This window comes from Lysobacter sp. Root916 (assembly GCF_001429785.1).
GTDB lineage: Bacteria > Pseudomonadota > Gammaproteobacteria > Xanthomonadales > Xanthomonadaceae > Lysobacter.
Genome location: NZ_LMJF01000013.1, coordinates 304837 through 317610, shown reverse-complemented (window position 1 = coordinate 317610; position 12774 = coordinate 304837). Strand labels below are relative to the sequence as shown.

14 protein-coding genes and 1 pseudogene are annotated in these 12774 nt (G+C 69.5%); 8 read left to right on the top strand and 7 right to left on the bottom strand.

The genetic code is table 11. From position 1 onward, the window contains the following. Positions 1–6 precede the first annotated feature (6 nt). Positions 7–474, bottom strand: coding sequence for a peptide-methionine (R)-S-oxide reductase MsrB (gene msrB / locus ASE35_RS13950; protein ID WP_057164216.1), 468 nt, complete (start codon positions 472–474; stop codon positions 7–9). 311 nt (positions 475–785) lie between these two features. Between msrB and ASE35_RS13945 the strand changes: the two genes are divergently transcribed. After that, positions 786–995 carry a cold-shock protein gene (locus ASE35_RS13945; RefSeq protein WP_055904688.1) on the top strand — a complete coding sequence of 70 codons (210 nt, stop codon included), beginning with the start codon at positions 786–788 and terminating at the stop codon, positions 993–995. Positions 996–1101: 106 nt separating this feature from the next. Here ASE35_RS13945 and ASE35_RS13940 read toward each other — a convergent pair whose 3' ends face one another. The 4 genes from ASE35_RS13940 to ASE35_RS13925 form a co-directional block, all read right to left on the bottom strand. Then, positions 1102–2457 (bottom strand): MATE family efflux transporter, encoded by a 1356-nt coding sequence (locus ASE35_RS13940; protein ID WP_057164215.1) that lies wholly within the window; start codon positions 2455–2457, stop codon positions 1102–1104. 89 nt (positions 2458–2546) lie between these two features. Continuing rightward, positions 2547–3017: a MaoC family dehydratase gene (locus tag ASE35_RS13935; RefSeq protein WP_057164214.1), complete on the bottom strand. Its 471-nt coding sequence runs from the start codon at positions 3015–3017 to the stop codon at positions 2547–2549. Positions 3018–3030: 13 nt separating this feature from the next. Beyond that, positions 3031–3495 (bottom strand): PaaI family thioesterase, encoded by a 465-nt coding sequence (locus ASE35_RS13930; protein ID WP_056180755.1) that lies wholly within the window; start codon positions 3493–3495, stop codon positions 3031–3033. A 34-nt stretch (positions 3496–3529) separates the two neighbouring features. Further along, complete coding sequence (locus ASE35_RS13925; protein WP_057164213.1) at positions 3530–4099, bottom strand: TetR/AcrR family transcriptional regulator; 570 nt, start codon at positions 4097–4099, stop codon at positions 3530–3532. A 226-nt stretch (positions 4100–4325) separates the two neighbouring features. Between ASE35_RS13925 and ASE35_RS13920 the strand changes: the two genes are divergently transcribed. Further along, positions 4326–5078, top strand: a complete 753-nt coding sequence (locus ASE35_RS13920) for a hypothetical protein (protein ID WP_057164212.1) — start codon at positions 4326–4328, stop codon at positions 5076–5078. Positions 5079–5217: 139 nt separating this feature from the next. Beyond that, a complete protein-coding gene (locus tag ASE35_RS13915) occupies positions 5218–5649 on the top strand; it encodes a PepSY domain-containing protein (RefSeq protein WP_057164211.1) in 432 nt (143 codons plus the stop codon). A 53-nt stretch (positions 5650–5702) separates the two neighbouring features. On the opposite strand, the pseudogene ASE35_RS21755 reads toward ASE35_RS13915, so the two are convergent. Then, positions 5703–6973: pseudogene (locus ASE35_RS21755) on the bottom strand (MFS transporter). Between the two features lie 384 nt (positions 6974–7357). Between ASE35_RS21755 and ASE35_RS13900 the strand changes: the two are divergent. From ASE35_RS13900 to ASE35_RS13890, 3 genes are all read left to right on the top strand, one after another. Further along, positions 7358–9007, top strand: a complete 1650-nt coding sequence (locus tag ASE35_RS13900) for a M28 family metallopeptidase (RefSeq protein ID WP_057164209.1) — start codon at positions 7358–7360, stop codon at positions 9005–9007. A 60-nt stretch (positions 9008–9067) separates the two neighbouring features. Continuing rightward, a complete protein-coding gene (locus ASE35_RS13895; RefSeq protein WP_057160998.1) occupies positions 9068–9598 on the top strand; it encodes a GNAT family N-acetyltransferase in 531 nt (176 codons plus the stop codon). Positions 9599–9719: 121 nt separating this feature from the next. Beyond that, positions 9720–10382: a DsbA family oxidoreductase gene (locus ASE35_RS13890; RefSeq protein ID WP_057164208.1), complete on the top strand. Its 663-nt coding sequence runs from the start codon at positions 9720–9722 to the stop codon at positions 10380–10382. Between the two features lie 34 nt (positions 10383–10416). Here ASE35_RS13890 and ASE35_RS13885 read toward each other — a convergent pair whose 3' ends face one another. Continuing rightward, on the bottom strand, positions 10417–10776 hold the full coding sequence (locus ASE35_RS13885; protein ID WP_056180726.1) for a helix-turn-helix transcriptional regulator: 360 nt from the start codon (positions 10774–10776) through the stop codon (positions 10417–10419). Positions 10777–11116: 340 nt separating this feature from the next. Between ASE35_RS13885 and ASE35_RS13880 the strand changes: the two genes are divergently transcribed. Further along, the gene (locus ASE35_RS13880; RefSeq protein WP_057164207.1) at positions 11117–12073 is read left to right on the top strand and encodes a BTAD domain-containing putative transcriptional regulator; all 957 of its coding nucleotides are present in this window, start codon (positions 11117–11119) and stop codon (positions 12071–12073) included. A gap of 361 nt (positions 12074–12434) precedes the next feature. Further along, a complete protein-coding gene (locus ASE35_RS13875) occupies positions 12435–12773 on the top strand; it encodes a hypothetical protein (RefSeq protein WP_056180720.1) in 339 nt (112 codons plus the stop codon). Position 12774: the final 1 nt, after the last annotated feature.

Here is a 12774-nt window from a genome sequence, read left to right as displayed (position 1 = left end):
GCCGGCCTAGCCGGCCGGGTCGGCTTCGGCGCCGCCGCGCCCCAGCGGGTCGGGCAGGGCCTCGCCCTGGCGGCTGAAGGCCAGCGAGACCGAATTCAGGCAATGGCGCTCGCCGGTCGGCGGCGGGCCGTCCGGGAACACGTGGCCGAGGTGGCTGCCGCAGCGCGCGCACACGATTTCGTCGCGGATCATGCCGTAGCTGGTGTCGCGCACGACGCGCACGTGGGCCGGGTCGTAGGGGGCGAAGAAGCTGGGCCAGCCGGTGCCGGAGTCGAACTTGGTGCTGGAGCGGAACAGCGGCAGGCCGCAGTAGCGGCAGGTGTAGACCCCGTCCAGCTTGTTGTCCAGGAACACCCCGCAGAACGGCGCCTCGGTGCCGTGCTGGAGCAGCACCTTGGCCTCCTCGGGGCTCAGGCCCGCGCTGAGTTCGCGCCGTTGGGCGTCGCTGGGCGGGCTGAGATCGAAGGCGGTCATGGCGGGCTCCGGGTGTCGGCGGGGTGCCCCAGATGGTACGCAAGCCCGTCCCCACTGGCGCGCAGGGCCGGAGAACGGTGCTTCCCAGCCCTGTTCAGCTGAACGGGGAGGCCGGGCCCCGCACATAGTGTTTGCATTTCTCGCAGAAGCGGACTAGCGTATCGAGTGCTGTGTTCGTCAAGGGTCACCATGAACCGTGGCCCGATGCCGTAGATCCCAGATCCGCCCATCGTTGCACCAGGCTTCCTCCTTGCAACCAGCATCAAGGCCGCGTAGGCGGCATTCCCATTACGTTTCAAGGAGCAAGCAAAATGTCGAACCGTGAATTCGGTACGGTCAAGTGGTTCAACGACGCCAAGGGCTTCGGCTTCATCAGCCGTGAGAATGGCGAAGACGTGTTCGTGCACTTCCGCGCGATCGAGTCGCAGGGCTTCAAGAGCCTGCAGGAAGGCCAGAAGGTCTCCTTCACCGTCACCCAGGGCCAGAAGGGCCTGCAGGCTGAATCGGTGCAGGCGGTCTGAACCGCTTAAGGACCGCGCCCTCGGGCGCGATCCGACACGAAAAGCCCGGCTTCGGCCGGGCTTTTTGTTTGTGCGCGATCCGCTACGCCGCGGCCGACCTGCGCGCTCAAGCCGGGGCGGCGGCCATGCGGGTATCGGCCTGGCGCAGCGCACGCAACAGCAGCACCACGCTCAGGATCGCCTGCAGGGTCACCGAGGCCACCGACAGCAGCCACAGCTGACGCAGCTCGAAGTCCGGCCGGGTCGACAGCCATACCGCCGGCAGGGCGAATGTCAGCATGCGGCTGGCGCTGCTGGCGAACGCGGGTAGGGTGTTGCCCAGGGCCTGGAACATGCCGGAACAGGTGAAGATCAGCCCCGAGGCGACGAAGTTCAGCGAGATGATGCTCAGGAACTGCGCCGCCACCGCGATCACCGCGGTCTCCTGGGTGAACACGCCGACCAGCCAGTCCGGCCGCCATTGGCATAGCGCGGTCAGCGCCAGCATCAGCACCACGCCGATCGCGACCGCGGCATGGAAGGTCGCGCGCACCCGCTCCGGCCGGCCCGCGCCGACGTTCTGCCCGGCCACCGGCGCGGTCGCGAAGGCCACCGCCATCGCCGGCAGGAAGATCGCCTGCATCACCCGCTGGCCGATGCCGAAACCGGCCTGGGCCTCGGCGCCGAAGCCGCGGATCACCCAGTAGATCACCGCCATGTAGACGAACATCAGCGCGAACTCGCCGCCCGGCGGCAGGCCGATGCGCAGGATCCGCTTCCACACCGCAAGCCGGGCGTGGAACTGGCTGGGATCGAAACCCACGTACTTTTCCAGGCGCGCGAAGTACAGCGCCATCATCACCACGCCCGCGGCCACCGAGATCGAGGTGGCCAGGCCGGCGCCGGCCACGCCCATCGGTTTGCCGGTCAGCCAGCCGGCGATCAGCACCGGCGCCAGGATCGCGTTGAGGATCACCGTCAGCATCTGCACCACCATGGTCGGCTTGGCGATGCCGGTGCCGCGCAGGGCCGAGCCCATCGCGATCTGGGCGAACTGCAGCGCCAGCCCGGGCAGGAACCAATACAGATAGTCGATGCCGTGCTGGGTGGTGGCGGCGTCGGCGCCCAGCGTGCGCATGTAGGCGCCGCCCAGGGCGTAGCCGAGCACCAGGGTGATCGCCGCGCAGGTCAGGGCCAGCAGCAGGCTCTGGTTGAACACCAGGTTGGCATCGTCGCGGTCCTTGCGTCCGACCGCGTGCGAGATCAGCGCCATCGTGCCCACGCCGAGGATCTGGGTCAGGGCCATCACGATGAACTGCACGTTGCCGGCCGCGCCGACGCCGGCGATCGCCGCATCGCCCAGACGCGCGACGAAGTACAGATCGATCAGGAAGTACAGGGTCTGGAACAGCATGCCGATCATGATCGGCGCGGCCATCCGCAGCACGTGTTTGGGAATCGAGCCCTGGGTCAGGTCCTGCATGGCGGTGCCGACGTCTGCGATGCGCGGACGTTAGCGCGCGTTTGGCGCGCGCGCCATGGCCGTAAGCCACGGTTCGGCGCAGGCGGCTCCTAGGCGGCGCTGCCCGGGCGTCGGAACACGATCAGCTTGCCGGTGAAGGCCTGCACCACCTCGCCGCGCTGGTTGCGCGTTTCGTTGCGGACCACCACCAGGCCGCGGTCCGGACGCGAGCGCGAGGGCGAAATCTCGACGATCTCGCCGTGCACCTGCAGGGTGTCGCCCGGCCGGGTCGGGCGCGGCCAGGCGATCTCGGCGCCGGCGCCGATCAGGCCGCCAGCGGGAATGCCGCGTTCGACCAGCAGGCGCATGGTGATCGCCGCGGTATGCCAGCCGCTCGCGGCCAGGCCCTCGAACAGGCTGGCGCGCGCGGCCTCCTCGTCCAGATGGAAGGGCTGCGGATCGAACTCGCGCGCGTAGGCTTTGATCTGCTCGGCGCTGACGGTGTAGGTCGCGGTCTCGAAGCGCTGGCCGACCGCCAGATCGTCGAGGTAGAGGCCATCTTCGGAATGTTCGGCGTGCATCTGCGCTTCTCCTTCACTGCTTGCGTTCGAACACCAGCAGGGTCGAGGTGGCCGAGGCGTACAAACGGCCCTGGGCGTCGGTGAGGCGACCCTCGGCGAAGGCTACGCGCTTGCCGATCGACAGCAGCTTGGCCTCGGCGCGCACCGGCCCGGTGTCGGAGCTCATCGCGCGGTGATAGGCGACCTTGAGCTCCAGCGTGGTGTAGGCCTGCTCGGCGCTGAGCGCGCTATGCGCGGCGCAGCCGCAGGCCGAGTCCAGCAGGGTCGCGGCATAGCCGCCGTGGATCACGCCCAAGGGGTTGTAGGCGTGCGGGCCGGGCGTGCCGGCGAACACAGCGCGGCCTTCGTCGACCTCGGTCAGGATGAAGCCCAGGGTCTCGCCGATCGGCGGCGGGCGGCCCGCGGCGAGCAGGGCGCGCAGGGTTTCCAGGCCGTTGAGGCCGCGCAGGGATTCGAGCTCGAACACATTCACGGTCATCGCGGGGGCTCCGAGGGCAGGTCGGCGAGAGGGGTCAGCGAGATAAAACGGCGGCGGCGACCGCGTGCAGCACTTCGTCCGACAAGGCCGGATCGTCGACGGCGCGCGCCAGCACCAGCGCGCCGACCATGCTGGACAGCGTCGCCAGCGCACGCGCGCGACGCGCGGCGCGGCTGCGGCCGGGCAGCAGCGGGGTCAGCAGTTCGATATAGGAACGCAGCGCCTGGCCGAGGCTGCGCCGCACCGGCGGATCCAGGCGCGCGGCGTCGGCGCCGAGCGCTGCGAAGGTGCAGCCGCGGCCGGGCTGGTCGCGGTGCGCGCTCGACAGATAGGCCGCGGCGATGTGCTGCAGCCCCTGTTCGGGATCGCGTTCGATCAGCCGCGACCAATAGGCCAGCGAGCCGGCGACCGCGTGTTCGCAGGCCTCCGCCATCAGGTCCTGCTTGGATGCGAAGTGGCCGTAGAAGCCGCCGTGGGTGAGGCCGGCGTCGCGCATCAGGTCGGCGATGCCGACGCCGTCGTAGCCGCGTTCGCGGAACAGGCGCGCGGCCGCGCCGACGATGCGTTCGCGGTTCTCGGCGGTCTGTTCGCGGCTGACTTTCATGCATGCGCTCCCCGGGACCCCGGTTCGGCCCGGTCCGGCGATCCTAGCAGTATTGATGACGATCATCATTTATACGCGGACGTCGATCCGACCGGCGGTCGCGCTAGCCCGGCGCGGCCGCCTGAAAGCCGGGCAACGCGCGGTCAGGCGCGCTGGCGCCGGTCGCCGGACTTCGCGTCTAATCCGAGGGCCGGCGAAGCGCGCCGGCGTCCCGCACGGAATCGCGATGCGCCTGTACGCCGCTGTAGTCCTCACCGCTGTCTGCGCCATGGCCTCGGCCGCCGAGCCCGCGCGCGGTCCCGCGCCCAAGCCGAACTGCCTGGACGCGCGCAGCATGAGCGAGGCGCGTCAGGCGTCGGATCGCAGCCTGGCGGTGATGCAGGCCGACGGCCGCCGCTTCCGTCTCGAGCTGGGCGAGGATTGTCCGGCCGCCGTCGCCGACGAGCAGGCCAGCGTGCTCGCGCGCGAGGGCTGGGTCTGCGGCACGGGCAACGAATACCTGCGCAGCGGGCAGCGTCTGTGCGCGGTGTCGGCGGTGACCGAGATCGACGCCAAGGCCTATGCCGAACTCGCGCTGGCCAGCCATCGCCGCCACGGCGAGGTCGCCACCCTGGACGCGGTCGAGGTGCGCGCCGAGAAGCGCCGCGGCTTCGGCGGCTCGGTGCAGTACTGCCTCAACCCGCGCTACATGCGCGGCTGGAACGAAGACGGCAAGGGCCTGGTGGTGGAAGTGTCGCCGCAACGCTCCGGCGGCAATCGCTACTACCGCGTCGAACTCGCGCACAGCTGTCCGGAGCTGTTCGACGCCACCACCATCGAGCTGCGTTCGGGCCTGGGCATCAGCGCGGTCTGCGGCAATCCCGGCGACGTGGTGGTGGCGGTGCCGGAGATGCGCGCGGGCGAGGGCATCGCGCGCAGCGGCGGCGCGCTGTCGCGGATCCAGTGTCCCATCGCGACCGTGTATCCGATCGACAAGTAAGCACTGACGCCACGCGCGCAACGCATTCGTTAGCGTCGCGTGCAAGGCGCATGAACGCGCGCGGATGAATGCGCGATGTTCACCGAAGGTTGCCGCATGCGTGGCGAGACTCGAAGCACCTTCCCCCAAGGAGGCTGCCATGAGCCGCACCGTCGTACTCCGCAATACCGTGCTCGCGATCGCGCTGGCCGTATCGGGCACCGCGCTGGCCGAGCAGGCCTTGACCGAGGCCAAGGTCCGCGCCCAGCTTACTGAGCAGGGCTATACCCACATCAACGACATCAAGTTCCGCGATGGCGTCTGGAAAGCCGACGCGCGCAGCGCCGAAGGCAATCGCGTCGACGTGCGCCTGGATCCCAAGACCGGCCGCGTCTATCCGGACGAACAAGTGGCCAACCTCAGCGAAGCCGACGTGCGCGCGCGCCTGGCGGTGGCCGGATACACCAACGTGCACGACGTCGATTACGAGGACGGCATCTGGAACGCCGAGGCCGACGATCCGGCCGGCCGCGATGTCGAACTCAAGATCGATCCCAGGAACGGGCGCGTGATCGGCGCCGACAAGGACTGAGCGATCGCCTCGTCGCGGATCGCGTCGCTCACGCGGCGCGATCCGCGCGGGTCTTACCAGGTGTCTTCCAGCATGCGCGGCCGGCAGGCCAGATAGCCGCTTATCGTCAGCACCACCAGGCACAGGCTGAGAAAGCCGAACGGCAGCACCCAGCCGTGGGTGGTTTCGTGCAGCCAGCCGAACAGCAGCGGACCGACGCAGCTGATGGTGTAGCCCACGCCCTGCATGAAGCCCGACAGCGAGGCCGAGCCGGCTTGCGTGCGCGTGCGCAGATTGATCAGGGTCAGCGACAGCGGGAAGGTGCTCGGGCCCAGGCCCAGCAGCGCCACCCACAGCAGGGTCGCCGACATCGGCGCCCACAGCAGCCCGGCGAAACCGCACAGGTACATCACCACGCAGGCCAGCACCACCGGAAACGGGTTGGCGATACGCACCGCGAGCGCGGGCAGGGCCAGCGCCGCGACCAGGCCCAGGGTCGAGAACAGCGCGACCATGCTGCCGCCCAAGGCCGCACTGCCGCCGGCTTCGACGAGCAGTTTGGGCAGCCAGGTGAACATGGAATAGGTGATCAGCGAGGTCATGCCGAACATCAGCGCCATGCCCCAGGCCACCGACGAACGCCAGACTTTGCCGCGCGGCGCGGGCGCGACCAGTTCGGGCGCCTCGTCCGCGGCGTGACCGCGCGATCGTGCGCGGCGGCCAGCGCGCGCGCCTGCGCGGAACGGCCGTAGCGCTCCATCCACAGCGCCGCGATCCACGGCAGCGCTGCGGCCACCGCCACCAGCGACCACGAGCCCAGCGACACGCGCCAGCCCGCGGCTTGGGCCAGCGGCACCGCGGCCAGGGCCGGCAGGATCGTGCCCAACTGCAGCACGGTGATGTAGAGCGAACTCACCGCACCGACGCGATCGGCGAAGTAGCGCTTCACCAGCGGCGGCAGCACCACGTTGCCGATACCCATGCCCGACAAGGCCACCACCGAGGCCACCAGCAACTGCCAGGTGTCGCCGGCGAAGGAGCGCGCGAGCAGGCCCAGCGCGGCCAGCACCATCGCCGTCAGCGCCGCGCGTTCCAGACCGAGGCGGTGCGCGATCGCCGGCGTGAGCACGCCGAACGCCGCGAACGCCGCGGTCGGCACCATGCCGAACACGCCGGTCATGGTGGGGCCGAAACCGAATTCGCTGCCCAGGCTGTCGAGCAGCGGCGTCAGCGAGGTCACCGCGGTGCGCAGGGTGAACGCCGACAGCACGATACCGGCCAGGACCAGGGCGCGGCCCTGCCACAGCGAACGCGGGCGCAGCGTCGGCGCGGCGGACGCGCTCATCGCGCGCACCGGGTCGCGGGGGAGGGAAAACTGCTACGGAAAGCGGAACTCATTGCGGTGCTGCCATGGGGGGATGCGCGGGCCGGCAGCGGTGGCTGCCACGGGCTGCAGCGAGCGTGGTGGCTCGCGTGGCGGTCGGCGGGCGCGTCGGGTGGGGGAAGGTCAGTGCGGCGTCGCGGTGGCGACCGCATCGCCGGAGGCGACAGTGTGCCGCACAAGATGAATGCGCGGCAGGCCCGTCAGGGCAACGCACAGTTCCAGCCCCAATGTGCCGAAAGAGCAGATTCCGCAAACTCCGCGCCTCCGCCCCTGACTTCCGCCGCTGGACCGGCCGATCCGCGCTCCACTAGTATCGGCCGCACTTTGGCCTAAGGCGTTGCGCCCATGAAATTGCTGGTTGCGTCCCTGCTGTCCCTGTCGGTGTCCGCGGCCCTGGCGGCCGAAGCCCCGAAGTTCGATCCCAAGCGCCTGTCCGACGAGGTCAAGACGCTGTCCTCGGACGAGTTCGAAGGTCGCGGCCCGGCCACCGCCGGCGAGACCAAGACCATCGACTACGTGGTCGCGCAGATGAAGGCCGCGGGCTTGCAGCCTGGCGGCGATCTCAAGGACGGCCAGCGCGCCTGGACCCAGGCGGTGCCGCTCAAGCGCGCGCAGATCGAAGGCACGCCGACCCTGTCGGTGGCGGTGGACGGCAAGTCGCAGGCGCTGAGCCAGGGCAACGAGATCGCCGTGCGCGCCGCGCTCGACGGTTCCACCGCGGTCAAGATCGCGAACGCGCCGCTGGTGTTCGCCGGTTACGGCGTGAAGGCGCCGGAACGCAACTGGGACGACTTCAAGGGCGTCGACCTCAAGGGCAAGATCGCGGTCGTGCTGATCAACGACCCCGACTTCGAGAGCGGCCAGGGCGACTTCGGCGGCAAGGCCATGACCTACTACGGCCGCTGGACCTACAAGTACGAAGAAGCCGCGCGTCAGGGCGCGCTCGGCCTGCTGATCGTGCACGAGACCGATCCGGCGTCCTACGGTTGGGCCACGGTCAAGAACTCCAATACCAACACCATGTTCGACGTGGTGCGCGACCGTCCGGGCGCGACCCATCCGAGCATGGAAGGCTGGATCCAGCGCGATTTCGCGGTCGATCTGTTCAAGCGCGCCGGCCTGGATTTCGAAGCGCTCAAGCGCCAGGCGCAGACGCGCGACTTCAAGCCGGTCGAACTCAAGGGCGCGACCCTGTCGGCCAACTACCAGGTCAAGAGCGAAGTCATCACCTCGCAGAACATCGTCGGCCGCGTCGACGGCGCCCAGCGCCCCGACGAGACCGTGATCTACAGCGCGCACTGGGATCACCTCGGCGTGGGCGCGCCCGACGCCAAGGGCGACAAGATCTATAACGGCGCGGTCGACAACGCCACCGGCACCGCCGCCCTGATCGAAATGGGCCGCGCCTTCGCCCACGGTCCCAAGCCGCAGCGTTCGGTGGTGTTCCTGGCGGTAACCGCCGAGGAAAAGGGCCTGCTGGGTTCGGAGTACTACTCGTCCAAGCCGCTGTACCCGCTGGCCAAGACGGTGGCGGTGATCAACACCGACGCGCTGGATCCGACCGGCCCCTCGCGCGACTTCACCACCTCCGGCAGCGCCAAGCAGGAGTTGCTGGACGAGCTGATCGACCTGGCCAAGGGCTGGAACCTCAGCTACGTCACCGATCCCAAGCCCGAGGCCGGCCACTTCTTCCGTTCCGATCACTTCCCGTTCGCCAAGCGCGGCGTGCCGGCGATCTCGTTCGGTTCCGGCGACGACAAGGTCGAGGGCGGCCACGCCGCCGGCGAGGCCGCGCAGCAGGCCTACACCGCCGATCGCTATCACCAGCCGGCCGATCAGTGGGAAGCCAGTTGGAGCTTCACCGGCATGGCGCGCGATCTGGAGCTGCTGTACACCCTGGGCAACGGCCTGGCCAACTCCAAGCGCTGGCCGAACTGGAGCCAGGACTCGGAGTTCCGCGCCGCCCGCGACGCCACTTCGGCGCAGCGCAAGTAAGCCTCACGCGCCGCCCGCTCCGTCGATGGAGCGGGTGCTGCCGCGTATCCGATCGTACGCATGAGCCATATCCTCCGACTCCGACCCTGCGTCGCCGGCGACGAAGCCGCGCTGGCGCTGGTGGGCCAAAGCAGTTTTCTGGAAACCTTCGCCGGCATCCTCGGCGGCGGCGACATCGTCCAGCATTGCCAACGCGCGCATGCCGCGTCGGCCTATCGCGCCTGGCTGGAGGATCCGGCCTGCGCGTTGTGGCTGGCCGAGGTCGCGCCCGGCGACGCGCCCGTGGGTTACGCGGTGGTCGCGCCGGCGCAACTGCCGCTGGACGATCCGGACGCGCGCGATCTCGAGCTCAAGCGCCTCTATCTGCTCAGCCGTTTCCACGGCGGCGGCTGGGGCAAGCGCCTGCTCGAGGCCGCGGTGGCGCATGCGCGCGCGGCCGGCGCGCCGCGCCTGCTGCTGGGCGTGTACGCCGGCAACGCCGCCGCGATCGGCTTCTACGAACGTTGCGGCTTTCGCGCCCTGCGCATGCGCCGCTTCAACGTGGGTGGCCGCGACTACGACGACTGCATAATGGGCCTGGCGCTGGACTGAAGCGCGCCAAGCCTGGAACGCTACGACCCATCCATGCACGCCTGACGCGGTTGAAGCGGCGCGCGCGACGCCGCATCTTGTAGCGATCGGGCCGCTACGGCCGCATACGCACGGTGTCGCCATGTCCAAGTCCCTCAAGATCGATTTCGTCTCCGACGTGTCCTGCCCCTGGTGCGCGGTCGGCTTGAAGTCGCTGGAACAGGCGATCGCGCGGGTCGGCGACGAGGTCGCGGTGGAACTGCACTTCCAGCCCTTCGAGCTCAATCCGCAGATGGGGCCGCAGGGCCAGGACATCGACGAGCATCTGTACGAGAAGTACGGCTCCACCCCGGCCCAGCTCGCCCAGAACCGCGAAGCGCTGCGCCAGCGCGGCGCCGCGCTGGGCTTCGAGTTCAACCTGCGCAACCGCATCTACAACACTTTCGACGCCCACCGCCTGCTGCATTGGGCGGCGCTGGAAGGCGGCGAGCACGAGCGCGCGCTCAAGCACGCCCTGTTGCGCGCGTATTTCACCGAAGGCCGCGACGTGTCCGCGCACGAGGTCCTGGCCGAGGTCGCGGCCTCGGTCGGGCTGGACGCGACGCGTGCGCGCGAGATCCTGGCCTCGCAGGAATACGCCGAGGACGTGCGCGCGCAGGAGCGCCACTACCAGAGCCAGGGCATCAGCGCGGTGCCCTCGGTGATCATCAACGACCGCCATCTGATCCAGGGCGGTCAGCCGGTGGAGCTGTTCGAAAGCGCGCTGCGCCAGATCGCGGGCCTGGAGCCGTCGCCGGCGCCTTGATCGCGCCGGCGCGCTGCCGCCGGCGTTGCCAATCTCAGCGGCCCAGGATCTGCAGGATCTCCAGGGCCATGCGCCGCCGGCTGCCCGACAGCCGACGAAAATGCGCCAGCGCCTCGCTCTCGTGTTCGTCGCGCGCGTAATCGTCGACCAGCACGGCCGGCGCCAGGTCGACGCCCTCGCAACGGCTGGGCCCGCGTCCGGTCGCCAGCCATTCGAAGCTCAGCCCGGTCTCCTGCGCGATCTGGATCAGGTGCTCGACGCTGGGCGTGGTCCCGGCCGGATGCTCCCACTGGGTGACCGCGCTGCGCTTGACGCCGATGCGGCGCGCCAGCTCGGCCTGGGACAAGGTGGTCAAGGCCCTGGCCTTGCGGATTCTCAACGACAAGCCACTCACGCAGTGCTCCTAGTGTCGACGTCCTGGTCGCGCATTCCGGTCCTTGGCCCGCCGCGGCTTACCGGCAAGGGATTCTTGCCGCATGTTGTGCGGTATCGCTTTCCTTGCGGCGGGTAGGCCATCACGGCTTACGGCTACAGCAAACGGCTAGTGCGGCTGTCCGAGGACAGCCGGTGCGCGCACTTTTCAGGCGGGGCGCGGATATGCGAAACAGGTCACGCGCCGCGGCCCTGGGTCCGCGGCGTTGCCGTCGATGCCGCCGCCACGGCGTCGGGTACAGGGGGCGGTCCGGATCCATCCTCGCCGTGCGCGCCGCGCCGGCCCAGCACGGAGCATCGGGATGTTCAGGATCTGCCTGTTCGGTTCGCTGTCGATCGCCAGCGAAGGCGCGCCGTCGGAGGCCGTCGCCATCGCCGGCCGCTGCGCCAGCCTGCTGGCTTATCTCGCGCTGGGGCGCGGCCGCTATTTCAGCCGCTCCGAGCTGCTGGCCAGCCTGTGGCCCGAACGCTCGTCCTCGTCCACCGCCGGCTCGTTCAACACCGCCCTGTGGCGGCTGCGCAGATTGGTCGAACAGCCGCCGCTCAAACACGGCGACCTGATCGTCTGCGACCGTCGCGGCGCGATCGGTCTGAACGGGCCGGCCGCGGTCTGGCTGGACGTGGACGAGTTCGAACGCCTGGTCACGCCCGGGCTGAGCCACGCGCCCGAACGCCTCAGCGACGCCGACATCGAGGGGCTGCGGCGCGGCGTGGCGATGTACACCTCCGACATCCTGCTCGACGTCACCGACGACTGGGCCCTGCGCGAACGCGAGAAGCACCGCCGCAGCTATCTCAATGCGCTCGGTCGGCTGGTCCAGCTGGCCACGATCCGGCGCGACTACGCCGAAGGCATCCGTCACGCCCAGGCCATCCTGGACAGCGACGCGCTGCGCGAGGACGTGCACCGCGATCTGATGCAGCTGTTCGTGCTCAGCGGTCAGCGCGCGCAGGCGCTGCGCCAGTTCGAGCATTGCCGCGAACTGCTGCGGCGCGAGCTGGCGATCCAGCCGATGCGCGAAACCATGACGCTTTACCAGAGCATCGCCCAGAGCGCGATCGGCAACGAGCCGGCCGCCGCGCCGTGGACGGCGCCGAACGTGAGCGCGTATGCGGTGCCGTTGCCGACCCAGCCGGTGTATCCGAGCATGACGGCCGACGAGGGCATGCGCGCCTACGGGCTGATCGATGCGGCGCGCCGGCATCTGGCGACCGCGGATTCGCAACTGCAGTTGAGTCTGCAGTTCTTGGAGCGCTGAAAGCGGGCGTGCTGCGTTGCAAGGCCTGCGCCCACCCAGGTCATCACCTGTCCCGATCGCGGCTCGCGCCGCTCCCACAGAAAGCAGCGCAGGGGAATCGTAGGCGACGAGGCCGCGGCCCGCGCCCACCTTGCCCTGTGGGAGCGGCGTGAGCCGCGATCGCCTGCCCGCGCTCCTGCCCATCCAGTACGAGCCCTCATCGCGCCGACCCGGCGCCAGCCCGTCCTGCGGCTCTCAGCCGTATCACCGCGACATCACACGCCCGCATGAAGGCGTGATCCACCGGTGATCCGCCCGTGATGCGGCGGTGACGGCGCCGGCGCAGCCTCGGCCACTAGCGCTGGCATAGGGGCTCGTCGCAATGGCACTGCTCGAAGACCGTACCGCCGTCTTCATCGTTCGCGTCTGGTGCGAGCGCGGCGATGCCGAGGCCGCCGTCGCCGAATGGCGCGGTTCGGTCGAGCACGTCCAATCCGGCCAGCGCGCGTTCTTCCGCCACCTCGAATCGGTGGTCGAGTTCATGAAGCCGCACCTGGAAGGCATCGGCATCGATGCCCAGCAGCGCTTCTGGGAACGCATTTCCTCGGTCATCAACGACGTCGGCGGCACGCCGATCGAACTGGCGCTGGATGCCCGCGCGCCGGCGATCGATGCGCGCGCCGATGCGGCTTCTTCCATCACTGCAAGCAAGCGCCGATAGG